General features: G+C 57.1%; 21 protein-coding genes. 10 read left to right on the top strand and 11 right to left on the bottom strand.

Annotation, left to right across the window (positions count from 1 at the left end; translation table 11 throughout):
- Positions 1-45 precede the first annotated feature (45 nt).
- Both ACQQ2Q_RS17415 and ACQQ2Q_RS17420 read right to left on the bottom strand, forming a co-directional pair.
- Positions 46-507: a thermonuclease family protein gene (locus ACQQ2Q_RS17415; RefSeq protein WP_428188393.1), complete on the bottom strand. Its 462-nt coding sequence runs from the start codon at positions 505-507 to the stop codon at positions 46-48.
- A gap of 51 nt (positions 508-558) precedes the next feature.
- Positions 559-777 carry a DUF1674 domain-containing protein gene (locus ACQQ2Q_RS17420; RefSeq protein WP_428188394.1) on the bottom strand — a complete coding sequence of 73 codons (219 nt, stop codon included), beginning with the start codon at positions 775-777 and terminating at the stop codon, positions 559-561.
- A 112-nt stretch (positions 778-889) separates the two neighbouring features.
- Here ACQQ2Q_RS17420 and htpX point away from each other — a divergent pair, with 112 nt between their 5' ends.
- From htpX to purH, 4 genes are all read left to right on the top strand, one after another.
- Entirely contained in the window at positions 890-1,852 is a 963-nt protein-coding gene (gene htpX / locus ACQQ2Q_RS17425; RefSeq protein ID WP_428188395.1) for a zinc metalloprotease HtpX, read from the top strand.
- 86 nt (positions 1,853-1,938) lie between these two features.
- Positions 1,939-3,240, top strand: coding sequence for an RsmB/NOP family class I SAM-dependent RNA methyltransferase (locus tag ACQQ2Q_RS17430; protein WP_428188396.1), 1,302 nt, complete (start codon positions 1,939-1,941; stop codon positions 3,238-3,240).
- A gap of 238 nt (positions 3,241-3,478) precedes the next feature.
- A complete protein-coding gene (locus ACQQ2Q_RS17435) occupies positions 3,479-5,131 on the top strand; it encodes a heparinase II/III family protein (RefSeq protein WP_428188397.1) in 1,653 nt (550 codons plus the stop codon).
- Positions 5,132-5,264: 133 nt separating this feature from the next.
- Positions 5,265-6,881 carry a bifunctional phosphoribosylaminoimidazolecarboxamide formyltransferase/IMP cyclohydrolase gene (gene purH / locus ACQQ2Q_RS17440; RefSeq protein WP_428188398.1) on the top strand — a complete coding sequence of 539 codons (1,617 nt, stop codon included), beginning with the start codon at positions 5,265-5,267 and terminating at the stop codon, positions 6,879-6,881.
- 30 nt (positions 6,882-6,911) lie between these two features.
- On the opposite strand, the gene ACQQ2Q_RS17445 is transcribed toward purH, so the two are convergent.
- Both ACQQ2Q_RS17445 and ACQQ2Q_RS17450 read right to left on the bottom strand, forming a co-directional pair.
- A complete protein-coding gene (locus ACQQ2Q_RS17445; RefSeq protein ID WP_428188399.1) occupies positions 6,912-8,306 on the bottom strand; it encodes an MFS transporter in 1,395 nt (464 codons plus the stop codon).
- Positions 8,307-8,346: 40 nt separating this feature from the next.
- Positions 8,347-13,134: an NAD-glutamate dehydrogenase gene (locus tag ACQQ2Q_RS17450; protein ID WP_428188400.1), complete on the bottom strand. Its 4,788-nt coding sequence runs from the start codon at positions 13,132-13,134 to the stop codon at positions 8,347-8,349.
- A gap of 244 nt (positions 13,135-13,378) precedes the next feature.
- Between ACQQ2Q_RS17450 and ACQQ2Q_RS17455 the strand changes: the two genes are divergently transcribed.
- Positions 13,379-14,020, top strand: a complete 642-nt coding sequence (locus tag ACQQ2Q_RS17455; RefSeq protein WP_428188401.1) for a carbonic anhydrase — start codon at positions 13,379-13,381, stop codon at positions 14,018-14,020.
- A gap of 23 nt (positions 14,021-14,043) precedes the next feature.
- Here the strand turns inward: ACQQ2Q_RS17455 and ACQQ2Q_RS17460 are convergent, their stop codons facing one another.
- The 5 genes from ACQQ2Q_RS17460 to acnA form a co-directional block, all read right to left on the bottom strand.
- A complete protein-coding gene (locus ACQQ2Q_RS17460) occupies positions 14,044-14,865 on the bottom strand; it encodes a lytic murein transglycosylase (protein ID WP_428188402.1) in 822 nt (273 codons plus the stop codon).
- Between the two features lie 218 nt (positions 14,866-15,083).
- Entirely contained in the window at positions 15,084-16,115 is a 1,032-nt protein-coding gene (locus tag ACQQ2Q_RS17465; RefSeq protein WP_428188403.1) for an aspartate-semialdehyde dehydrogenase, read from the bottom strand.
- 416 nt (positions 16,116-16,531) lie between these two features.
- On the bottom strand, positions 16,532-16,921 hold the full coding sequence (locus ACQQ2Q_RS17470) for a DUF2794 domain-containing protein (protein WP_428188404.1): 390 nt from the start codon (positions 16,919-16,921) through the stop codon (positions 16,532-16,534).
- A 285-nt stretch (positions 16,922-17,206) separates the two neighbouring features.
- The gene (locus tag ACQQ2Q_RS17475) at positions 17,207-17,980 is read right to left on the bottom strand and encodes a DUF1223 domain-containing protein (RefSeq protein ID WP_428188405.1); all 774 of its coding nucleotides are present in this window, start codon (positions 17,978-17,980) and stop codon (positions 17,207-17,209) included.
- Between the two features lie 170 nt (positions 17,981-18,150).
- Positions 18,151-20,844, bottom strand: coding sequence for an aconitate hydratase AcnA (gene acnA / locus ACQQ2Q_RS17480; RefSeq protein WP_428188406.1), 2,694 nt, complete (start codon positions 20,842-20,844; stop codon positions 18,151-18,153).
- 278 nt (positions 20,845-21,122) lie between these two features.
- On the opposite strand from acnA, the gene ccmA reads away from it, so the two are divergent.
- From ccmA to ACQQ2Q_RS17505, 5 genes are read left to right on the top strand one after another with little or no spacing between them, the layout of a single operon-like run.
- Entirely contained in the window at positions 21,123-21,770 is a 648-nt protein-coding gene (ccmA, locus tag ACQQ2Q_RS17485) for a heme ABC exporter ATP-binding protein CcmA (protein ID WP_428188407.1), read from the top strand.
- Entirely contained in the window at positions 21,767-22,426 is a 660-nt protein-coding gene (gene ccmB / locus ACQQ2Q_RS17490; protein ID WP_428188408.1) for a heme exporter protein CcmB, read from the top strand. The genes ccmA and ccmB overlap by 4 nt, the downstream gene beginning before the upstream one ends.
- Before the next feature lie 45 nt (positions 22,427-22,471).
- A complete protein-coding gene (locus ACQQ2Q_RS17495) occupies positions 22,472-23,239 on the top strand; it encodes a heme ABC transporter permease (RefSeq protein ID WP_428188409.1) in 768 nt (255 codons plus the stop codon).
- A complete protein-coding gene (gene ccmD, locus ACQQ2Q_RS17500) occupies positions 23,236-23,409 on the top strand; it encodes a heme exporter protein CcmD (protein ID WP_428188410.1) in 174 nt (57 codons plus the stop codon). The genes ACQQ2Q_RS17495 and ccmD overlap by 4 nt, the downstream gene beginning before the upstream one ends.
- Entirely contained in the window at positions 23,406-24,020 is a 615-nt protein-coding gene (locus ACQQ2Q_RS17505; RefSeq protein ID WP_428188411.1) for a DsbE family thiol:disulfide interchange protein, read from the top strand. The genes ccmD and ACQQ2Q_RS17505 overlap by 4 nt, the downstream gene beginning before the upstream one ends.
- 9 nt (positions 24,021-24,029) lie before the next feature.
- On the opposite strand, the gene ACQQ2Q_RS17510 is transcribed toward ACQQ2Q_RS17505, so the two are convergent.
- Together ACQQ2Q_RS17510 and ACQQ2Q_RS17515 are read right to left on the bottom strand one after the other, a co-directional pair.
- Positions 24,030-24,620: a DUF2585 domain-containing protein gene (locus ACQQ2Q_RS17510; protein WP_428188412.1), complete on the bottom strand. Its 591-nt coding sequence runs from the start codon at positions 24,618-24,620 to the stop codon at positions 24,030-24,032.
- The gene (locus ACQQ2Q_RS17515) at positions 24,617-25,264 is read right to left on the bottom strand and encodes a septation protein A (RefSeq protein WP_428188413.1); all 648 of its coding nucleotides are present in this window, start codon (positions 25,262-25,264) and stop codon (positions 24,617-24,619) included. Before ACQQ2Q_RS17515 ends, ACQQ2Q_RS17510 begins: the two co-directional genes overlap by 4 nt.
- Positions 25,265-25,268: the final 4 nt, after the last annotated feature.

Here is a 25,268-nt window from a genome sequence, read left to right on the forward strand (position 1 = left end):
ATCCATGAAGTCCCTGCTGGGTAAAGGCGGGGACTTTTTCTTTGGTCATTGGGTTTGCGGGCAGATCGGCCTGATCTTCTTCCCACCATCATAGCGAACGACAAGGCCTGATTGCATCAATTTGTCGGCTGGATCGTCGCCATTGGGGAGCCTCACATCTGCGAGTATCCGCCCATAATATTTGTCGCCTGATATCTCTGTCAGGAATATTGATGGGCTGTTTTGCAGCAGGTTGCTGAGTGCCTCGTGGGCCCGATGGGCGGCGTCTCTCATTGCCGGGCAACGATCTTTCATCTCCGGCGCATCGATCCCGCGTAGCCGCACATAGGTTGTAATTCTCTGGGACGGCCAGGGCTTGGCTGCAACCAGAACGGTGTCGCCATCGATAACCCGGATGATCTCAGCTTCTACGGGTCCTGCGATGACGCCCTGCCGTGCGGATGCCGTGGGCAGGTGAACGGCCATTACTGAGACCAGAGTCAAAAGATATGGTGGACGAAGAAACATGATAGGATCATATTCCTTAATTAATTCCAATTCAACAGGAATTAATTCAGATCAAAAGTCTATGGCGCGGCCTTTGATCTCCCAATCGCCGAAGCGTGCCGGGTCTTTGCCGCCACGCCCACCGAGTTCCTGGGGCGGCTCGACCTCTGGAGAATTCAATCGTCGCTCTTCGGCTTCTGCCAATGCGCGCCTGGCTGCGGCGGAAAGCACTTTCTCGGGCTTTTCGGCGGGCGCATCGGCTGTCTGCTTGTCAAAGTTAGCGTCGGTCATCGTCTCCCGCTCCGCGAATATTGAAAAAACAAGTTCGGATTTACATCTTATAGCACAGGCACATAGGAGTCTGATCCTTGCAAAGCAAGGCCGTTGAGAATGGAGACAGGCCATGAATACAATTCGGACCGCGATGTTGCTTGCCTTCATGACGGCGCTTTTCATGGGGGTTGGCTATATGATCGGCGGGCAAAGCGGCATGTTGATCGCTCTTGTGATCGCGGCTGGTATGAACTTCTATTCCTATTGGAATTCGGACAGCATGGTCCTGAAGGCCTATCATGCGCAGGAAGTGGATGAGCGATCTGCGCCAGAATTCTATCAGATGATCCAGAGGCTGACGGCCAACGCCGGCCTGCCGATGCCGAAGGTCTTTGTTTTCGACAGCCCCCAGCCGAACGCCTTTGCCACCGGTCGCAACCCGCAAAACGCCGCAGTGGCCGCATCGACAGGGCTTCTTCGCCGACTGTCTCCGGATGAAGTCGCGGGCGTCATGGCGCATGAACTTGCCCATGTGGAGAACCGCGATACGCTGACCATGACGATTACAGCCACGCTTGCGGGTGCGATTTCCATGCTCGGAAATTTTGCATTCTTCTTTGGTGGTTCTCGCGACGATCGCAACAATCCGTTCGGGTTTGTGGGCATTCTTCTGGCGATGATCGTGGCGCCGCTTGCCGCCATGCTGGTGCAGATGGCGATCAGCCGCACGCGCGAATATGCCGCTGACAAGCGCGGTGCTCAAATCTGCGGCAATCCTCTGTGGCTCGCCTCAGCACTGGGCAAGATCGCCGGAGATGCATCGCAGATCCATAATCCTGATGCCGAACGGCATCCGGCGACCGCGCACATGTTCATTATCAATCCGCTGAGTGGCGAACGAATGGATAATCTCTTTTCAACCCATCCGAATACGGAAAACCGCATCGCAGCGCTTCAGGGCATGGCGCAGGAGATGGGTCAGGGGTCGACGCCATCGGCGCCACCTGCTAAGCCCGCGCGCAAATCGCGCTCTGTACCCAATGTTGGCTGGGGCCGCGGTAGCTCCCAACCGCGTAAAGGTCCCTGGTCTTGACATTGACAAACAACCGCAACGGCGATGCCAGAAAACAAGGAAACCGTGGTGAGGGTGGTTTCAGATCCCCTCCTGCGAAGCCTGGCATGGAGGCGCGTGCCGCCGCGGCCAAGATCCTCGCGGCCGTCGTTGACCGGAAGACCCCGCTTGATGGCATGCTGGACGCCGAGCATGGAAACCCCGCCTACATCGCGCTGAATGAAGCCGACCGTGGTCTGGTCCGCGCCATTGTGCAGACCGGATTGCGCTATCGCTTGCGGATAGAGGCCATGCTGTCGTCGTTGCTGCAATCGCCGCTGCCGCAGGGCGCGCGGTCGCTTCACGAGTTGATGGTGGTTGGCGCCGTTCAGATCCTTTATCTCGATGTTCCCGACCATTCAGCTGTCGATATCGCAGTCGAACTGGCCAATCGCGATCCGCGCAGCCGGCGCTTCGCCAAGCTGGTCAACGCGATTTTGCGTCGTGTCGGTCGCGAAAAGGAGGATCTGCTTGAGCAGGCCGCCGGCATTAATTGCATTCCGCAATGGTTTTTCGCACGGCTTGTCGAGATTTATGGCGAAGAGGATGCCCGGGCGATCTCCGAGGCTCAACTCCATCCCGCGGCCATTGACCTGACAGTAAAGGGCGACCCGGCAGTCTGGGCTGCCAAGCTCGAGGGCCGGGTTCTGCCTACCGGCAGCGTCCGCCTGCCCGCGTTCAGAGGGGCTATTCCGCTGATTGAGGGTTTCGAGGCCGGTGACTGGTGGGTTCAGGATGCAGCTGCGACGATCCCGGCAAAGCTGTTTGGCGATATTTCCGACAAGCGTGTTGCCGATCTTTGCGCCGCGCCCGGCGGCAAGACCGCGCAGCTTGTCATGGCCGGTGCCGCTGTGACTGCTGTCGAACAATCCCCGAACAGGCTCGATCGTCTTCGCAGCAACCTTGCAAGGCTCGGATTTGAAGCCGACTGCATCAAGACGAACCTGATGGATTATGAACCAGACGGTCTTTTTGATGCCGTTTTGCTGGATGCTCCATGCTCTTCTACGGGAACGACCCGTCGGCATCCTGACGTGTTGTGGACGAAGAGCACGGCTGACATCGAGAAATTGGCCGGTGTCCAGGAGAGGCTTCTTCTGAAGGCTGCCGACCTTGTCAATTCCGGTGGCACCCTGGTGTTTTCCAACTGCTCACTGGATCCAAAGGAAGGTGAGGACGTTGTCGCCCGCGTGCTCGATCAGCGAGCTGATCTGCAGCGAGTTGCCATCCATAAGGAGGATTGGCCGGGCCTTGAAGAAGCGATCACTTCACTCGGCGAGTTCCGCACGACGCCGGCGATGCTGCCATCAGATGACCACCTTTCGAGTGGTATGGACGGCTTCTACGCCTGCGTGATTCGCAAAAACTAATAAGATTTTAATATAAGCGTTCGTTAAATTGGAATATTGTCCCGATTGCAGGAATGTTTCGGCGCGGAAAGCTGCTTTTCGAAAAGCCGTCGAGGGAGGACATTCTGATAACGCTTCATGAGTTGTGTCATAGCATGCATGCCAGTTGTTGCTCCTTGGAGCGCGTTTTCTTCGCAGATTTCCATATCTTGCGGGGTGACGGCTTCGTTGGAAGTGGGCACGACAGGAGCATAGGCGATTGATCTCGCTTTATGTGACAGAGGCAAACCGGAAACTGCGCAGCTGGATCTCATCGCGGCGCCTGGCATTGCTGCGACCTTTTACCGGAAACGCACGCCGTCTCATCGTCGCGCCCACCGATCTTAGAACCGTCGATCCGTATGTTGCCGAAGAAATTTTGGCAGGTCGCTTTCCGCTAGCCGGTCGCGTGCTGGATGTCGGAGGGGGTTCGCCTTTTCGGGTTGAACTGCCCTCGATGATCTTCGAAGAACGGCTGCATGCTTTCGGCTGGTTGCGTCATGTTCGTGCAGACAAGACGTCGGAGAGTTGTGCCAATGTGCGGCTGATCGTCGACGACTGGATCGAATTGCATGGAAGGCGCGTTCGTGGTCTTGCCTGGGATCTGGAAATTGTTGCACAGCGGGTCGTTGCCTGGTTGTCGCATTCGCCAATCGTGCTTCACGATGCGGATGGCGGGTTTCACCGCCGCTTTCTGACCAGCCTGGATTTCCAGGTCGCCTATCTTCGCTCTCAAGTAAAACATGCACCGGACGGATTTGTCAGGCTCAGGATCCGAATTGCACTTGCGATGGCGTCCATTTCGATGGACACGCGGGCGTCGGCGATCACTCGTGCTGCTCACGCATTGGACCGTGAGCTAGAGCGGCAGATCCTGCCAGATGGTGGCCACATCTCGCGCAATCCGCAAACAGCCGTCGAGCTGCTTTTTGATCTCTTGCCGCTCCGACAGACCTATATCAATCTGGGCCACGACGTTCCGATCAAGCTCATACCGGCGATTGATCGTATCTTTCCGGCGATCCGCTTCTTCCGCCACCAAGGTGGAGATCTGGCACTGTTCAATGGCGCGAGTTCAACACTTGCGCATGATTTGATGTCCGTCCTTCGATATGACGAGACTGCTGGCCAGCCGTTCAAGGCCCTGCCCCACTCTCAGTACCAACGACTGGCTGCTGGCGACACAGTGATCATTGTCGATGGTGGAAAGCCGCTCTCGCCGCAACTCTCCAGAACAGCCCATGCGGGTTGTCTGTCATTCGAGCTGTCTTCAGGCAGGCACCGTTTCATCGTCAATTCCGGGTCGCCCCGGTTTGCCAGCGCGAGGTTGCAGCGCATTGCGCGGGAAACTGCCGCGCATTCCACCGTTATTCTGGCCGACAGAGCGTCCAGCCGGATTTCCGGATCGCCCTTCCTTGGGCCCGTGTTCAGCAACGGCGTGCGTGAGGTCAAGATTGCGCGCAGTGCAGGCAGTGACGGCAGCGACCGGCTTGTGGCCAGTCATGACGGCTATGTGCATCCCTTCGGCGTCATACACGAGCGCGAGATCCGCATGAGTGCCGATGGCAAGAAAGTCGTTGGTCGCGATCGAATTCTTTTGCCTGATGGTGAGCCTGCAACGGGCGTGGTTCCGCAGCCTGCTGTGGCGCGCTTCCATATTCATCCGATAATCGCGCTCTCGCAGGTCGACGGCGGTACGATCCGCATGGAGGCCCCTGACGGCGATAGCTGGACATTCACCACGCCGGTGGGTGAGCTTGAGATCACCGAAGATATCTTCTTCGCCGATAGCTCCGGCGTTCGACCGTCGCAACAGATCGAATTCCCATTCGATGGTGCCGAGATTCGCTGGTTTCTCACCTACCATTCCTGATCGCCGAGCGCATTTCGAACGGATGGGCGTCCCGTCGGAGGCCAAGAATAGTTTCCTCCGGCGTAAAGCTATGCTAGGGCGCGGGCAAAAGCCTGTCTGGGCTTGATCCCCCTCATGCAATCGGAGCATCGCCATGGCCGTCGTTTCCAAGAAAACGCCTATTCCCGAAAAGGTAAAGATCCGCACGGCATTGCTGTCGGTGTCGGATAAATCCGGAATTGTGGATCTGGCGAAGGCATTGAGCGCACTTGGTGTGCGGTTGCTGTCCACCGGTGGCACCCATAAGGAAATCGCAAAGGCTGGCCTTGAGGTGACCGATGTCTCCGAGGTGACGGGTTTCCCGGAAATCATGGACGGTCGCGTCAAGACGCTTCATCCGAATGTTCATGGCGGTCTCTTGGCCATTCGTGATGATCAAGACCATGTTGCTGCGATGAAGGAACACGGTATCGATGCCATCGATCTGGCCGTGATCAACCTTTACCCTTTCGAACAGGTTCGCGCTGCCGGCGGCGATTATCCAACGACTGTCGAGAACATCGACATTGGCGGTCCGGCGATGATCCGCGCTTCGGCAAAGAACCATGCCTATGTGACCACCATTACCGATCCGTCCGACTATGCCGAATTGCTGGAAGCGCTTCAGGCCGATGAAGGCCAGACGAGTTATGCCCTGCGCCAGCGTTTTGCTGCAAAGGCGTTTGCGCGCACAGCTGCCTATGACGCGATGATTTCAAACTGGTTTGCCGACGCACTGATGATCGATACGCCGGCATACCGGGTTGTCGGTGGTGCACTGAAGGAAAAGATGCGTTATGGCGAAAACCCGCATCAGAGCGCTGCCTTTTACGTAAACGGGGACCAGCGCCCGGGCGTTGCGACGGCTGAACTTTTGCAGGGCAAGCAGCTCTCCTACAACAATATCAACGACACCGACGCGGCCTATGAACTTGTAGCGGAGTTCCTGCCGGAAAACGCACCGGCCTGCGCTATCATCAAGCATGCGAACCCTTGCGGTGTGGCGACCGGTTCAAGCCTTGTTGAGGCCTATAAGCGGGCGCTGGCCTGCGATTCCGTTTCGGCATTCGGTGGTATTGTCGCACTCAACCAGACGCTCGATGCGGCGACTGCCGAGGAAATCGTCAAGCTCTTCACCGAAGTCATCATCGCTCCGGAGATCGATGATGCTGCACGGGCGATCATTGCCAAGAAGCCCAATCTTCGGCTGCTGCGCGTTGGTGCCCTGCCCGATCCACGGGCTGCCGGATTGACAGCCAAAACGGTCTCCGGCGGGCTTCTGGTGCAGTCCCGCGACAATGCGGTTGTTGAGGATCTGGATCTGAAGGTGGTGACCAAGCGCGCGCCGACCGAGACCGAGCTTGAGGACATGAAGTTCGCCTTCAAGATTGCAAAGCATGTGAAGTCCAATGCGGTGATCTACGCCAAGGGCGGACAGACCGCCGGTATCGGTGCCGGTCAAATGAGCCGCGTCGATTCCGCCCGGATTGCGGCGATGAAGGCGGAGGATGCCGCCAAGGCTCTTGGATTGCCAGAGCCGTTGACGAAGGGATCTGCTGTGGCGTCAGAGGCCTTCTACCCGTTTGCAGACGGCCTTCTGGCAGCCATTGCTGCCGGCGCCACTGCTGTCATTCAGCCGGGTGGTTCGATGCGTGATGAAGAGGTGATTGCCGCTGCCGATGAGCATGGCGTTGCCATGGTCTTCACAGGCGTCAGGCATTTCCGCCACTAGAGCCTTTTGTCTCTATCCGATGCCGGCCGGTCAGATGGACCGGTCAGCATCGGAAGCCGGGTAAGGTGTCCGGGCGAGGATGAAGAGACCGACCGCCAGGTAGAAGATCATGCTAGCCATGCCCACCCGGGCTGATCCGCTCCAGTAGGTCAGTATGGAAAAACTGAGCGTCGCCATGAAACTTGTGGCTCGGCCGGACAGCGCGTAGATGCCGAAATATCGGCCGGCTTCCTCGATGCTCACACTGCGAGCGAGATAAGACCGCGATGAGGCCTGAACGGGTCCGAATGCAAGGCCGACAAGTGTACCGAAGAAGATATAGGCCTTTTCCGCCGCTGTTGAGAACAGCCCCACCGATCCCGTATCGTTAAATTCCAGCGCGCCGAAGAGTGTGAAACCCGGTCCCGTCGAGATGATGCCGACGGTTGCGATGAGCAATAGTACAAGGCTCATCACCACGGTGAATTTGGATCCGAAGCCGCGGTCGATATAGCCGGCACCGATACAGCCACCAATGGCGACGACGTTCAAAATAATGCCGTAGACGCCAATCTCCATCGTCGACCAGCCGAACATGCCAGCGGCAAAGACGCCTCCGAGGATAAGCAAACCGTTCACGCCGTCCTGGTAGATCATGCGCGCGATCAGGAAGCGGGTGATGGCCGGTCTTGTCTTCAGCTCGTGCAGGGTGGCCTTGAGATCGCCGAAGCCGGATCTGACGGCTTGGCCCAGCGGCAATCCACGCTTTGCATCCGGTGTGAAGAAGAACATCGGAAGTATGAAGATAAAATACCACATGGCCGAGAGTGGCCCGGTAATGCGAGCATCCTCTCCGGCTACCGGATCGAGGCCGAAGAGCGGACGCTGGCCCAGCAGAGTAAGGCCAGTGTCCGGGTTTGCTGCGATGAAGAGCACAACGCCGATCAGGACAATGATACCGCCGAGATAGCCCATGCCCCAGGCGATATTGGAAATGCGCCCGACATCTTCCGAACTGACCAGGCGCGGCATCATCGAGTCATTGAAGACGATGGAGAACTCGGCCGAGATCGACGCCACTATCATCAGGATCAGCGGAATAATCACAGGCGATCCGGGTGCTGCGGTCCAGAGCAGGCAAAGGCTGATGATCTTTGCCACCGCAAAGAACGCGATCCATGGTTTTCGGCTTCCCGATCTGTCGGCGATCGAACCGAGAACAGGGGCCAGCAAGGCAATAATGATGGAGGAAATGGTGGCCATATTGCTCCAGCTTGCCTGTGCGGACACGGGGTCCGAGGTCATGCGGGAGACGAAATAAGGTCCGAAAATAAATGTCGTGACCACGGTGAAAAAAGGTTGCGCCGCCCAGTCGAACAGCATCCAGCCTATGACGCCTCTGTCAGCCGCTTTTCGCGGCTGACCCGCCGATACAACATTAGTCATTCACTGATTTTACCTACGGTTTTAACCGATGGCGACAGTGTCACTTTGTCCTTTCATGTGCAAGATCGGTGAGCAGGCCCGCAGCAACCGTGATGCGTGACAGGCTGGGCTCCCCGCCTTCGCTGATATTCGCCAGTTCGACTGCGATCTTGTCCATCCGCGCCTCATCGTCGGCGCGCCAGGCTTTGACCGGTTCGCGCTCGTCGCCGTGTTTGGACAGAGCCGAAATGACGATATTGCGCCGTGCGGACGCGATCTGGTCGATGCTGCGTGTCAGTGCAAGGCTGTCATAATGATCGGTCGTGGTAATCCGCTCGGCAGCTCTCAAGACATCGCTGACGCGGAACAGCTCGCTGACGGCAAAATAGCTTTCGACGACACGGGCAAGCTGCGCACCGGTTTCATCCACGATTTGCATCGCTTCGGGAACCAGAGACAGCAGCCTCAAACCGGTTACTTCAGTGGCAATATCGACTGGAGCTCCGGCTGCCACCAGTTCAGCGATCTGGCTTTCGGTCGCCAGACGCAGTCCTTCCGGCATGATCTTGGTCACGGTCTGTTTCAGGGCCTTCACAGCTGACTTGATGCGCTCCAGGGCTGTTGCGATATCCCCGGTGGCACCGTCGGTCTCCAGCAAAAGACGGGTGACGTCTGTGTAGACGTCAGTCACTTTTGCGTAGAGCCTGTTTTGCACGGCACCTGGGATCTGTGCATCCAGTGCGTCGATCCTGTCCCAGATATCCGGCAGTTCGAGGCCATCACGCGTGAGCAGGGCTGCCTTCACCACCTGGGCTGCCAGAGCACCTGTGGCATCGCTCATCTTGACGATGAAGCCCGGTCCACCGCGATTGATGGCATGGTTGGCCAGAACCGTTGCGATGATTTCCCGGTGAAGACGGTGACCTGCGATATCGTCGGGGAAGGCCTTTCGCATCTTTGTCGGGAAATAATTCATGAGCGACGTCATGCAATAGGGATCGTCCGGCAAGCCGCTGGCGACCAGCTGATCGAAAAGGACGATCTTTGCATAGGACAGGAGCACACCGATTTCCGGTCGCGTGAGGCTTTTGCCAGCCGCATATCTTTCGTGCAGTTCCTGCTCGCCCGGTAGTGTCTCGATCTCGCGATTCAGCTGACCTGACGATTCGAGCACGTTCATGAGCCGGCTCAGTTCTTCACGATTATCGGTGCCCTTCTCGTCAATCAGCGAAATGGCCAGACTCTGGAGATAATTGTTGCGCAGCACCAGTTCGCCCACATCCTCGGTCATCTCGACCAGAAGCTTGTTGCGCTTGGGCAAGGTCAATCGATCATGGGTGATGGCCGAAGCAAAGGCGATCTTGATGTTGACCTCGACGTCAGACGAATTCACGCCGGCCGAATTGTCGATGGCGTCGGAATTGCATCGACCTCCCTTCATGGCAAAGGCGATACGTCCCTTCTGGGTAACGCCGAGATTGGCTCCCTCGCCGATCACCTTCGCGTTCACATCGCTTGCGCAAACGCGGATTGCATCATTGGCGCGATCGCCAACATCGGAATCATTCTCGCTCGCAGCCTTGAGGTAGGTGCCAATGCCGCCGAACCAGAGGAGATCAACCGGCGCCTTCAGGATGGCCGTCATGATTTCGAAGGGCGATGCGATAGTCTTGTCGAGACCGATGGCCGCTGCCGCCTGCGGTGTGAGCGTTACGGATTTCTCGGAGCGTGAAATGATCATCGCGCCCTTCGACAGACCTTTGCGATCATAGTCCTGCCAGCTCGAGCGGGGCAGATCGAAAAGCCTCTGCCGCTCGGCAAAGGACCGTGCAATATCCGGATCGGGATCGATAAAGATGTCGCGATGGTCGAAGGCGGCAATCAGCCGGATCTTCTCCGACAGCAGCATGCCATTGCCGAACACGTCGCCGGACATGTCGCCGACGCCGACGACGGTAAACGGGGTCGTCTGAATGTCGACATTCATTTCACGGAAATGCCGCTTGACGGCTTCCCATGCTCCGCGTGCCGTGATGCCCATTTTCTTGTGGTCGTAACCGGCAGATCCACCGGAGGCGAAGGCATCGTCGAGCCAGAAACCGGCAGCGCGTGCCAGTTCGTTGGCCGTATCGGAGAATGTGGCGGTTCCCTTGTCCGCTGCTACAACGAAATAGGGATCGTCCTCATCCAGGCGCACTGTGTCTGCAGGCGGCACAACTTCGCCATCGACGATATTGTCCGTGATGGACAGCAGTGTGGTGATGAAGGTCTTGTAGGCGTCCTTGCCGGCCGTCAGATATTCATCACGGCTGCCGCCCACGGGCAGTTGTTTCGGGTAGAAGCCGCCTTTGGCGCCGACAGGCACGATGACGGCGTTCTTGACCTGCTGAGCCTTTACCAGCCCCAGGACTTCCGTGCGGTAATCCTGAGCGCGGTCAGACCAGCGCAATCCGCCACGTGCGACCTTGCCGAAGCGCAGGTGAACGCCTTCGACCTCCACACCGTAGACGAAGATTTCACGGAAGGGCCGTGGATCGGGCAGGCCTTCCAGCCTCTTTGGATCAAACTTGAATGCCAGCATGGCCTTTGACAGGCCGTCAGGGGTTGTCTGGAAATAGTTGGTCCTGAGCGTCGCATCGATGGCATTCACGTAGCGTCGCAGAATGCGATCCTCGTCGAGGCTTGGCACGTCTGCAAGATTCTGCTCGATCATCTTGTGGTGGTCGGTGCCTTTACGAGCCCGGTTCTTCTCGTCCAGTTCGGGATCGAAGCTATCGTGGAACAATGCGAAGATCGAGGTCGCTATAGCCGGATACTTGTTCAGGGTATCGGCGATGTAGCTTTGCGAATAGACGATGCCGCTCTGGCGCAAATAGGCTGCATAGGCTCTGAGGACGGTGACTTCCCGCGCTGTCAAACCGGCGGACAATACCAGCCGGTTGAAGGTGTCGTTGTCCACCACGCCGTTATAGGCGGCAAGGAATGCTTCTTCAACGATAGGGGCCTGGGTCTTGAAAGAGAAAGGCTTTCCGCCCTGAAGTTGAAGCTCCATGTCATGCAAGATAACCAGACGGTGCTCGCCATCCTCAGGGACCGCGCCAATATCGAATGTGCGCTCGCTGATGACGTTGAAGCCGAGATTTTCGAGCAGTGGGACGCGGCGCGATAGCGGCAGATGTTCGCCAGCGTGGAAGATCTTCAGGTAAAGCGCCGAACCGTTTTCGCTCTGCCGCTCATGGAAGGCAATGCTGATGGCAGAACCATGCAGGCAGGCTCTGACATGGTGAAGATCGGCAACCGCCTCCTCAGGTTCGAAGGCATCCTGATAGGCGCTGCTGATCTTGACGTCTGGCGTATTGATCCCGGCGAGGCTTGCAAAACGGTCTTCCCAGCGGGTGGTGATCTCAAGAACGGCCTGTTCCAGTTTGACCTGCGGAATACGGGGTGTCCTGCCGCTGGAGCGACCGATGATGAAGTGGACACGTGCAACACCGCCCTCGGGAAATGCCGGGTAGTAGGCTGAAACATGGCCGTCATAGATCGCTGCGAAGTAGTCGCCAAGCTTCTCACGCACCGTCGAATTATAGTCTTCGCGCGGCACATAGACGATCAGGGACACAAATCTGTCGAAATGATCGATGCGCGGCAAGACGCGAACACGCGGCCGCTCGCTCAGATCCATGATCTGCTCGCAGAAGCGAATCATCAGATCCACATCGATCTGGAAGAGATCGTCGCGAGGGTAGGATTCGAGTGTGTTTTGCAGAATGCGGCCAGAATGGCTTCGTGGATCAAAACCGAAATGATCGGTGACCTTCTCTGCCTTGGCGCGCAAGAGCGGGATCTGGTTGAGGGAATGCGTATAGGCAGTGGCGGTAAAGAGGCCGACGATGCGCAGCTCGCCGATTACCTTGCCGTCGGCATTGAAGCGTTTCACGCCGACATAATCCATATAGGCGCGGCGATGGACGACGGATTTGACATTGGCTTTTGTGACGATGAGGAAATCGGTCCCCTGCAGGAAGGCCAGAATTTCCGGTGTCGTGGTGACGGCATTTTTTCCCTGCCGAAGCACCAGAACATCCGGATCGGCCAGGATGCCGAGGCCCCTTCCCTTGCCGCGCTCTATCTTCGCATCGGCGCCTTCGCCCGAATAGATATATTCGCGCATTCCCAGAAAGGTGAAATTGTCCTTTCGCAGCCAGTCAAGAAACGAAAGCGCTTCGTCGCGCTCTCGCTTGCGGCGTGTGGATGGAAGGCTTTCGAGATCCTGCATCGCTCCATCGAGCGTTGCCAGCATGGGCTTCCAGTCTGTTGCTGCAATATCGACCTGGGAGAGGACGGTGCGGAGGCGGCCAATCAGTGCCTCGCTTTGCTGGGCGTCCAGCGGTGCAAGATGAAGCTGGATATAGCTTATCCGAATGGCACCGCTTGGGCTGTCGGCCGGCGCTTCCAGCTTGGCGTTGCGGGCCTCGCTTGCCGGCAAGATTGGATGAACGGCGAGGAAAATATCGCGATGACTGCTCGTCACCTCGCCCATCACCGAATCGTAAAGGAACGGCTTGTTGATATCTGTGACCGACAAGACCGTGACCGGAACGCCATCCGGTTCGACACCCGTGATCGAGGCTATGTTGATTTGCGGTGCATTGCCATCCCACGACGCCAGATCCTGCGCTGCACGAAGCGCTGAAAAGGCGAGCATTTCAGGTGTGTAACGCTCCATGTCGTCATTGCTGGCACGTTCGAACAAGGTCGAAGGATCGAGAAAGGGCTCCCCTATGGCCGTGGCGATCTGCCGGGCGCTCTCGTGTAGATTGTCACGTTTCGACTTTTTGCTCGCGGCCATGCTGATGTGCCCTCCCGAGGACTATTGGTTTGTCACGGACATTGCGCAGAAATGTTTTCAATTTAATGTACTTAACATAGCGATGGCCGGAAATTTGCTCTGGTTGAATATTTCTGATTTCTTATAGTCTCTTTGGTCAATTGTGAGAAGCTGTCCACGGATCGACACCCGCGAGCGGTCCGTGAGCCCGCCTCTCGTCGAAACTATGTTGCCATGACGACCTAGTCAGTTTAATCGAAAACTCATGAAGCAGTTTCCGAATGCACTCCTCGATGGCTATCGCAACTTCATGACCGGTCGTTACACCGACGAGCGTGAGCGCTATAGCACTTTGGCGAAAAATGGTCAGAAGCCTCATACGCTGGTGGTCGCATGCTGTGATTCACGCGCCGCGCCTGAGACAATCTTCGACGCCGGGCCGGGGGAACTATTCGTTGTGCGCAACGTCGCCAACATGGTACCGCCGTATGAGCCTGATGGCCAGTATCACTCCACCTCGGCTGCACTGGAATTTGCTGTCCAGTCCCTGAGGGTGCGCGATATCATTGTCATGGGACATGGTCGTTGCGGCGGTATTCAGGCAGCGCTCGATCCGAATGCGGAGCCTCTCTCGCCCGGTGATTTCATCGGAAAATGGATGAATCTGGTCAAGCCCGCCGCCGCGCAGATCAATGGCAATTCCAATATGACGCCCGGCGAACGACAGACGGCGCTGGAGCGGGTGTCGATCCGGAATTCCATCGAGAACCTGCGGACCTTCCCTTGCGTGAAGATTCTGGAAGAGCGTGGAAAGCTTAAGATCCACGGCGCCTGGTTCGACATTTCCAATGGCGAACTCTGGATCATGGACCCCGAAACCAAAGATTTCGGGCGCCTTTATCTCTAAGCGGTCGCGACAGTTTTAGCTGATCAGTTGCCGTCGATTTGTGCGCCGATATAGGCGATGGCCTGCTGATACACCGTTGCGGCATTCCAGCCCTGTAAAGCTGCAAAATTCGGCTGGCCAGGCTGATAGCCGGCGCCGGCACGCCACCCGTGGCCACGCAGGAAATTCGCCGTGGAGGCTAGCGCGTCTGCACGCGACCTCACGAGATCAATGCGACCATCGCGATCACCGTCGACGCCGAATTTGACGACGTTGCGCGGCAGAAACTGTGTCTGGCCGATTTCACCATGGGCTGCACCGCGTGCCTGGAGGCTGAGCGAACGGTCGCCGACGAGCTGGATTGCTGCATAGAGCTGGTCGGTAAAGAACGCACTGCGGCGGCAGTCATAGGAGAGCGTGGCAACGGCAGAGAGCGTGTGCTGGTTGCCCAGGAAGCCGCCAAACCCTGTTTCCATGCCCCAGATAGCAATCAGTGGACCGGCTGGCACGCCATACTGTTTTTCGATGCGGGAGAACAGCGCCGCGTTTGCGCTCTTCATCCGCTTGCCCTTTGAAATGATGGTTGATCCGCCGCGCTTCTTCATGAAGCTGTCAAAGGACAGCTTGAAGCTTTTCTGGCCCCGGTCTGCGCTGATTGTCGGCCTGTTATAGTTGACGGTTGACATGACCTGATCGACCAGCCGGGCATTCAGTCCCTTGCTGACCGCTTCAACCTTGAACTGCTCGACCCAGTTCGAGAACCCAGCAGAGGTATTGCCGCACTGGGCGGCGAGCAGACCTGATGCGGACGCGAGGAAACTCCCTGTGATGAGCAGTGTTGCTGCCGCCGTTTTTGCAATCCGCATAAAAGCTCCCGGTCACTCGACCTGTTTGTCAGTTTGGAAAATGCCCGACAGATATCCGTCGAAGGCTGTTTGTCACATTAGTGAGAACGATCAGCGAATTCAAATACACGTTTAAAATGCAGGGATCTGATCACGTGGTCTTGAATAGTCAGCTTATTGCGCGTGTCCACGTGATGGAAAACCCCGGTCTCCCAGAAGGGGTCCGGGGTTCCAATGGCTCAGGCCTGGCTCTTTGGCTTGATCAGTCCGCGGTTCACAAGCAGTTCGGCGATCTGAATTGCATTCAGTGCAGCGCCCTTGCGAAGGTTGTCTGAGACGACCCAGATGTTGAGGCCGTTTTCGACAGTCGCGTCTTCGCGAATCCGCGAGATGTAAGTCGCGTCTTCGCCCGCGCATTCGTAAGGCGTGATGTAGCCGCCGTCTTCGTGCTTGTCGATGACGAGGCAGCCGGGTGCTTCGCGCAGGATGTCGCGGGCTTGATCGGCGGTCATTTCGTTTTCGAATTCGATATTGACCGATTCCGAATGGCCAATGAAAACCGGGACACGCACAGCAGTGCAGGTGACCTTGATCTTCGGATCGAGCATCTTCTTGGTCTCGGCCAGAACCTTCCACTCTTCCTTGGTGTAGCCGTCTTCCATGAAGGAATCGATGTGTGGGATCACGTTGAAGGCGATGCGCTTGGTGAATTTCCGCGATTCGATCGGATCGGCGACGAAGACGGCGCGTGTCTGGGAGAACAGCTCATCCATGCCTTCCTTGCCGGCACCAGAGACCGACTGGTAGGTGGAGACCACGATACGCTTGATCTTGGCGGCATCGTGCAATGGCTTCAACGCTACGACAAGCTGGGCTGTCGAGCAGTTCGGGTTGGCAATGATATTGCGGCGGGTGAAGTCCTTGATGGCGTCCGGGTTTACTTCCGGTACGATCAATGGAACGTCTGCGTCGTAGCGCCAGGCAGAAGAGTTGTCGATGACAACGCAGCCCTGGGCACCGATCTTTGGCGACCACTTCTTGGAGACATCGCCGCCAGCCGACATCAGGCAGATGTCGGTGTCGGAAAAGTCGTAGTTCTCCAGATTCTGGACCTTCAGCGTCTTGTCGCCAAAGGATGCTTCTGTGCCTTGCGAGCGCGCGGAGGCAAGTGCCACGACCTCGTCAGCCGGGAAACCGCGCTCGGCCAGAATGTTCAGCATTTCGCGACCGACATTGCCGGTGGCGCCTGCGACTGCAACTTTGAAACCCATGATAAACTGCTCTCTTTCTTTCTCTCCGCGGTGGTGAGGGGGTGCTGCAGGGATGCAGCGACCTTGTCCCCGGCCTTGCCGGGGAGAGAGCGGTTGGCCAGAGACGTCAGACGGTTTTCGTCGTCGTTTTGGCCGTGGTCTTGGATGAATTGGAAACCGCAGAAATTGCCCGGACACACAGTGCCAGGTGACAATATTCGGCAGATGCAGCAGCTATCGAGCGCATGCGCGGTTTCCTTTCGCTGCCTGCTATTAAAAGGTTTTTGCCGCAAGTCAAGGTCGATCCTCGGCTGGAACAGCGGTTGGGCATTGCTCAGGCTATCATTGAAGATATTATCTGAGGGTGAATGTTGAGTGGATGACCAAAGAGTCCGGTGCCCGGTTCCATCCTGCAGCGACGATGTTTTGCCGACGCATCAATCGATCAGCTTCAAGACCTTGTCAAAAACCTTCAGCACCTGCTTGATCTCGTGGCCACGCTTCAGCACCATGCCTGCCGTATTGACCACGCTGAAGGCACCTTGTTTTGCCGCGAGTTTCGGATTTTTCTCTATCCGATACAGCGGCAGTTCACCTGAGCGCTTGAATACTGAAAAGACCGCTTTTTCCCTCGTGTGGTCGATTGCATAGTCACGCCATTCACCGTCACCCACCATGCGGCCATAGACCCAGAGTATGGCATCGAGTTCACGCCGGTGGAATGTGACGGGAAGCGGGTCTCGGCTTTTCTTGTATTCCCGCAGATCGACGACTGAGGCCACGCCGCTTTCCATACGGTTCTCATCGTCACGCGGAAAATCGGTCATAGGCGCTCCTCGTCCTTTCATTATGACAGGCGAGCGACAGTTTGCCGGAGCCTGAAAAAAATGCAAGGGCGCCAGTAAAATCCTGAATTTACAGTCGCTTAGGGTCGACAAAATGAGATTTTGGGGCGTGCCGTATTTTGGTCAAAAGAGCGCCCCAATTAGAGACGACATTGAGTTTCCGGTTGGCGCCTGGCGCCAATGGTCCGGTCTGGCGCATTGACCCCTTACCCCCAGCCCCCCAATGTTCTGGATCGGACCGCCGGTTTTCAAGCCTTGGCAGTCACTTCAGGAACTTTGCTTGGCGGTAAGTATGGTTGCGCCGAGGATTGCGCCGGGTTCGCCGTTTGGACCCCGCATTTGAACGAGAATAGCGCAACCGTCGCTCTTGTCTTCACCCATTACCTTTGACGGCAAGACAAGCTTCGTCTCTTCGCCGCTCCACACGCCGACGGTCTGGACATCTGTTACGCTGTTCCAGTTGGAGACCTTCTGGCCCTCATTGGTGCCCTTGGTGATTTCCATGTCCTGCCGCTTGCGGAAATAAACGACGACGATATCCGCTTCGCCTGATCCTTCGCCCACCGTGATCTTGAGTTTGCCGCCACGGCTGACGGCGCGGATCGGAACGTGGAGACCGCTGCCTCTTGCACGCATCACATCCAGGCGCTTGTTCAGCACGGCGACGTCTGTGCCCTTCTGCTGCTCGCGTCCGTTGAGAATGGCTTGCGGCGTATAGACGCCGCTGCGCCCCAGCGTATGAGCATAGCCATATTGACGGTTTGAGTTCTCCGGCCTGCTCAGAGGGTCAGTCCAACCGCGGTAGTTCCAGTAATCGACATGATAGGCGAGCGCGACGATATCCTGCTGGACGGCAAGATAACTCATGGCTCGGTCTGCCGCCACGCATGACATACAGCCTTGCGATACGAACAGTTCTATGACGCCCTTGGGCGTTTTTCCCACGTCGTCAGCATGTGCATTCCCCGTAAGAGAGATGCTCAGAAGCAGGATCGACGCAAGTAATCTCGAAATCATGGGAACCGCTCTATTCAATGCCATTGGTCCGTCCGCAATTTCCGCGCAGACGCCGCAATTTCCATGAGACACATACTCCGTCCGTTTTTCAACAGAAAGTCACGATGGGGTGAGGCTGGGTTGATGAAAAATGCGCCATGAAAAAAGCCGCCGGAACTGTCCGGCGGCTTCTCGTTAAATTGGCTGAAGACGGATCAGGCGACCAGATCGCGCAGAACGGTCTGAAGGATGCCGCCGTTGTTGACGTAGGTCACCTCATCGAGCGTATCGATACGGCAGATCAGGGGAACTTCCTTCACAGTGCCGTCGGCGTAGGTGATCTTGGCGATCTTTTTCTCGCGGGGCTTGATTTCACCATCCAGGCCCTCGATCGTAACCGTTTCATCGCCCTTGAGGCCCAGCGAGGTCCAGGTCGTGCCGTTCTCGAAGCAGAACGGAACAACGCCCATGCCAACCAGGTTCGAACGGTGAATACGTTCAAAGCTTTCGGCCACGACTGCGCGAACGCCGAGCAGGTTGGTACCCTTGGCAGCCCAGTCACGCGACGAACCGTTGCCGTATTCGCCACCTGCGAAAATGACCAACGGAACGCCTTCTTCCTTGTACATCATGGCCGCATCGTAAATCGACATCTCTTCCTTGGACGGATAGTGGATGGTGTAGCCACCTTCCTTACCGTTCGGGCCGAGCATGTGGTTGCGGATGCGGATGTTGGCGAAAGTGCCGCGCATCATGACTTCGTGGTTACCGCGACGCGTACCGTACTGGTTGAAGTCAGCAATGCCGACGCCATTTTCCAACAGGTATTCACCAGCAGGGGACTGCGCCTTGATCGAACCGGCCGGAGAAATGTGGTCGGTGGTGATCTTGTCGCCGAACAGGCCCAGCACGCGAGCGTTCTCGATGTTTGCAACACCGGAACCGGTCCTGCCCATGCCAACAAAGTAAGGCGGGTTCTGCACATAGGTCGAATTATTGTCCCAGGCATAGGTCTGGCCAGGCGGGATCTGAACCGCCTGCCAGTTTTCATCACCCTTGAACACGTCGGCATAGCGTGACTCATAGAGTTCGCGTGTCACGTATTTCAGGATGAATTCCTGGATTTCCTTCGAAGTCGGCCAGATATCCTTCAGATAGACCGGATTTCCGTCGGTGTCTTCGCCGAGCGGTTCGGAGGTCAGATCCTTCTGCACGGAGCCTGCCAGGGCATAGGCAACGACCAGCGGCGGAGATGCCAGGTAATTGGCCTGAACGTCTGGAGAGATACGGCCTTCGAAGTTGCGGTTGCCCGAGAGCACACCGGCTGTGATCAGACCCTTGTCGTTGATGGTCTTAGAGACCGGAGCCGGAAGCGGGCCGGAGTTACCGATGCAGGTGGTGCAACCGAAGCCGACGAGATTGAAGCCCAGCGCGTCGAGGTCCTTCTGCAAACCGGACTTTTCGAGATATTCGCCGACGACCTGGGATCCGGGTGCGAGCGAGGTCTTGACCCAAGGCTTGGACTTCAAGCCCTTGGCAACTGCGTTGCGGGCCAGAAGACCGGCTGCAATCAGTACACTGGGGTTCGACGTGTTGGTACAGGATGTGATGGCTGCGATGCAGACGTCACCGTGTCCGAGATCGAAGTCGGTGCTTTCTACTGCGTAACGGTTCGAAAGCTGACCCGGCTTCTTATAGACCTCATCAAGAGATGTGGCAAAGTTCGGCGCAATGGTTTCGAGTGGCAGACGACCTTCTGGACGCTTCGGGCCGGCCATGGACGGGACGACGTCATTGAGGTCGAGTTCCAGCGTGTCGGTGAAGACCAGGTCGGAACCATCGCCTTCACGCCACATGCCCTGAGCCTTGGAATAGGCTTCGACAAGCGCGATCCGCTCGTGTGTACGGCCAGACATGGTGAGGTAGTTGATGGTTTCGCCGTCGACCGGGAAGAAGCCGCAGGTCGCGCCGTATTCCGGACCCATGTTGCCGATCGTTGCACGGTCAGCGAGTGGCATGTTGTCCATGCCCGGGCCAAAGAATTCGACGAACTTGGAAACAACGCCCTTCTGGCGCAGCATCTGAACGACGGTCAGTACGAGATCGGTCGCGGTTACGCCTTCCTTGAGCTTGCCGGTCAGCTTGAAACCGATGACTTCCGGCAGAAGCATGGAAACCGGCTGTCCGAGCATGGCCGCTTCGGCTTCAATACCGCCAACGCCCCAGCCCAGAACGCCCAGACCATTGATCATGGTGGTGTGGCTGTCTGTACCAACGCAGGTATCGGGATAGGCGGTTGTTTCACCATCCTCTTCCTTCGTCCATACGGTCTGGCCGAGATATTCGAGGTTAACCTGGTGACAGATGCCGGTACCCGGAGGAACAACACGGAAATTCTTGAACGCCTGCTGGCCCCATTTCAGGAAGCGGTAGCGTTCGCCATTGCGCTGGTATTCCAGCTCAACGTTCTTCGCAAAAGCCTGCGGTGAGCCGAATTCGTCGACGATGACCGAGTGGTCGATGACGAGGTCGACGGGAACCAGCGGATTGATCTTTTCCGGATCGCCACCGAGGTTAACAATGCCGTCGCGCATGGCAGCGAGGTCGACAACGGCTGGAACGCCGGTGAAGTCCTGCATCAGCACGCGGGCCGGACGGTAGGCGATTTCGGCGCCGGCAGTGCCCTTGTCATTGAGCCAGGCGGCAACGGCTTCGATATCGGCTTTGGTGACGGAGCGACCGTCTTCATTGCGGAGAAGGTTCTCAAGGAGCACCTTCATCGAATAAGGAAGTTTCGAAACTCCGGCCAGACCGTTGGCTTCAGCCTTGGGAAGGCTGTAATAGACATAGTCTTTGCCATCTACGGTCAGAGTGGAGCGACAATTAAAGCTGTCGAGTGATTTGGACACGGATAGAAACCCCGCTTATTTCTGAGAGCCAACACATTCGTGCGGACGCCTATGCACGTAATGCACATCAGGATGCGGGTGCGACCATTTCCGCTGTCCGCCCGTGAGAATTGTAGAGTACAATCATCATGTTCGGTACAAGGATGAACCTTCACGCCGGCCGCTGGCGTGGTTGCGGGACTTATAGATAATTTCTATGAAAGGTACCAGAGCAACCATAGGCTAAATCTGACAAAATTTTAATTGGGTGACCGAAACGTTGCCGGAAAGACCATTCCATGCGGCTTACCGCTGAAAACCTTGCAGTTGAGCGCGGTGAAGACATTCTTTTCTCCGATGTCAGTTTTGTTCTGAACGCCGGAGAGGCGTTGATTCTCACCGGGAAGAACGGGTCGGGAAAGTCGACCTTGCTTCGGGTTGTCGCTGGACTGCTGGCACCTGAGGCGGGGCGAATCAATTTTCATCTTTCAGATCAGAGGGAAAGCCGGCCCGTTCGCGAGGCAAGCCACTATCTCGGCCACCGCAACGGGATGAAGCGCGAGCTGACCGTTGAGGAGAATCTCTCCTTTTGGAAAGCCCATCTGGGCAATTTTGAGGGCGGGCAGGGGATTGAGGTGGAAGAGGCGGCCGACGGCGTTGGACTGAGCGGTATCACGCATCTGCCATACGGTTATCTGTCTGCCGGCCAGCAGCGCCGTTTTGCCATGGCCAGGTTGCTGGTTGCCTATCGGCCAGTCTGGATCCTCGATGAGCCGACCGCGGCCCTTGATTCGAGCGCGGATGCCATGTTTGCAGGTCTTGTTCGCACACATCTCGAAAACGGCGGGATAGCCCTTGCCGCCACTCACCAGCCTTTGGGGCTGGAAGGTGCCAAAGAAATCCGGATGCGCGGGTTCGCGTATGGCGAGCCGGAGCCAATGCCATGACGGCTTTATTCTTTCGGGATATCAAACTTTCGATCCGGGCTGGCGGTGGCGCCCTGATCGGTGTGTTGTTTTTCATGACCGTGGTAGCCGTCATTCCCTTCGGCGTTGGCCCGGATCTCAATTTGCTGTCGCGCATAGGTCCGGCGATTGTCTGGATCGGCGCCTTGCTGGCAGCACTTCTTGGGCTCGACAGATTGTTTCAGGCCGATCGCGATGATGGTTCGCTGGATGTGATCCTGATGCAGGAGACACCGTTGGTTCTGACAGTCTTCGTCAAGTGTCTCGCCCATTGGATTGGCACCAGCCTGCCACTGGTCATCGCCGCTCCGTTGCTCGGGCTCTTCATGAATATGAGCGAAGTGGCCATCGGCGCCGTGGTGTTGACGCTGCTGGTTGGATCGCCGGCCATCACATTTATCGGGGCTGCGGGTGCTGCTGTGGCCGTCGCCTTGCCGCGCGGCGGTCTCCTGGTGTCGATCCTCGTCTTACCGCTTGCCATTCCGGTGCTGATTTTTGGCGTGAGCGCGAGCTATGCTGCGGTTGAGGATCCGGCCCCATTTATGCCGCCGTTTCTGTTTCTGATTGCGATCACCCTGTTCTTTGCGGTCATCGGTCCGCTTGCGGCAGCGCTTGCCCTGCGTCACGCTACAGATTGAGCAAGATCAATTGCAGAAGCCTACTGATGAGGCTAGAAACGCCGCATGACCGACAATAGCCTCACGATTACCAAGCTTAGCGATCTGGCAAACCCCACGCGGTTTTTGGCCCTGGCTGCGCGTATTCTGCCCTGGATGGCGGTCATTACGGCTGTGTTGCTGGCGCTCGGGCTTTATATGAGCTTCACGACAGAAGGCGATTATCAGCAGGGACTGACGGTCCGCATCATGTATATCCATGTGCCAGCGGCCTGGCTTTCGATGATGTGCTACACGGTGATGGCTCTCTCGGCGATCGGCACACTGGTCTGGCGTCATCCTCTCGCCGATGTCAGCCACAGGGCTGCCGCCCCGCTCGGCGCGATCTTCACACTGATTGCACTGGTCACGGGGTCTCTTTGGGGTAAGCCCATGTGGGGCACCTGGTGGGTCTGGGATGCTCGCCTGACCTCCGTATTCGTGCTGTTTCTGATGTATCTGGGTGTGATCGCACTCAACCGATCCATGGATGATCCGTCCAAAGCGGCCAAGCTCAGCGCGGTGCTCATTCTTGTCGGCTTCGTGAATATCCCGATCATCAAGTTCTCGGTCGACTGGTGGAACACGCTGCATCAGCCGGCAAGCGTGATGCGCCTGGGTGGGCCAACTATCGATTCAGAATTTCTGCGGCCGCTGTTCGTCATGGCGATTGCCTTCACGCTGCTGTTCTTCACCTTGCATATCATGGCCATGAGGAACGAAATCTGGCGCCGCCGGGTGGCTTCGCAACGGCGAATGGCCGCGCGGCTGGCGAGCCAGGGTGACAAGTCATGAGCCACACCTTTTACATCACTGCGTCCTACCTCATCACCTTCGGACTGATTGCCTTTGCCGTTTTATGGACATGGCTTGACGGGCGCGCACGGCAAAAGGAGCTGAAAGCCCTTGAGGCCGCAGGTATTCGTCGTCGCTCTTCGGTCAAGCCGGATGGAGCGCAAAGATGAGTGAGCAGGCGGGGAAAGAGGACGTGGCTGTCCAGCGCAAGGGTATCGGCCGCTATCTGGTTGCCGCCATTCCGTTGCTGGTCTTTGTCGGGATTGCCGCGACGGCGGGAAAGATGCTCTATGAGCAGGACTTCAACGGCAAGAATGCCTCTGATATTCCCTCTGCCCTGATTGGCACCAAAGCGCCTCAGCTCGCTCTTTCGCCGCTTGAAGGGGCAAATGTCCCGGCCCTGACGAGCTCTGAAATTCGTGGCAAACTCACACTCGTCAATGTCTTTGCGTCCTGGTGCGTGCCCTGCCGGCAGGAACATCCGGTCATCGAAGAGCTGAGCCGCGATCCGCGCATTACGATTGTCGGGATCAACTACAAGGACAAGCAGGAAAATGCGCTGCGGTTCCTAGGCGAGCTCGGCAACCCGTATGCCGCCATTGGGGTTGACCCCAATGGCAAGGCAGCCATCGACTGGGGCGTTTATGGCATTCCGGAAAGCTATCTCGTCGCAGCTGACGGTACGATCGTGTACAAAAAGGTCGGACCGTTCGATCCGGAATCGGTCGAGACACAGCTCAAGCCGGCTATCGAGAAGGCCTTGTCTTCGCCGTCAAGCTGAACCTGGCTGTTAAAGCGCCGCCTGCCAGTTCCGGATCGCCTCAACCGGCCAGACCAGCATCAACACGTTGAGGGTCAGATTGTCGCGAATCAGGTAGCCGGTCAGTAGCTCAAACGCCACGGCGACGAGGATGGTAATCCACACCGGCACGCGGCTTGCAAAGACGAAACCAATGACCATCCAGACCGTATCCATGGTCGAATTGAGAATGCTGTCACCGCTATAACCGACAGCCATGGTTGCGTTGCGATAGCGATCGATAATGATCGGCGAGTTTTCCAGGATTTCCCAACCGATCTCGATGACGGCTGCCAATGTCAGGCGCGCACCAAAGCTTGCCCGGCGCAGCACAGCCCAGGCCAGACCATAGAAGATGAAGCCGTGAATAATATGCGACGGCGTATACCAGTCGGCGATGTGCTGGGAGTTGCCGGGCGTATTGACGCCGGCCTCGAACAGCTTGACGTAACCGCATTCGCAGATCGGCACCCGGCCCATCAGATAAAGCGTCACGATCTGAGCCAGAATGAGTGCTGCAAGTGCCACGGACCAGAACACGGTTGAGCGATGAACCGTCGTTTCCCCCGGGCTCGCGCTCACTTTTGGTCCTTTGGCTCTTGCTCGACAGTGTGGCGCATGATCAACGGCATCTGGGCTAGGGTGAAGAGAATGGTGATCGGCATGGTGCCCCAGACCTTGAAATTCACCCAGACATCGTCCGAGAAATTGCGCCAGACCGCTTCGTTGAGGACAGCCAGAAAAAGGAAGAAGATACCCCAGCGGAGTGTGAGTTTGCGCCAGCCCTCATCATCAAGCTGGAAGGCGGCATTGAATACGTAGCCGAGCAAGGACCTGCCGAAATACAAGCCGCCCAGGAGCACGGTTCCGAACAGCGCATTGACGATTGTCGGCTTCATCTTGATGAAGGTCTCATCCTGGAGCCAGATCGACAGCGAGCCGAAGACGAGAACCACCACGCCAGAGACAAATGGCATCACCGGCAGATGCTTGAAGACAATCTTCGACACGATCAGCGATATTACGGTTGCCACCATGAACAAGGCCGTCGCGATCAACAGCGGTCCGCCGATCACGGACAGAGCCGGAAATTTCTGCGCCAGCCATTCACTACGCAGATTACCGAAGAAGAAGACAAGCAGAGGCCCGATTTCCAATGCCAGCTTCAGCAGCGGATGGTGCTTTTCTTCGGTCGTCGGCTTGGTGTCGCTTTCGAAATTAGCCATGGTC

Source organism: Agrobacterium sp. ES01, from assembly GCF_050320885.1.
GTDB lineage: Bacteria > Pseudomonadota > Alphaproteobacteria > Rhizobiales > Rhizobiaceae > Allorhizobium.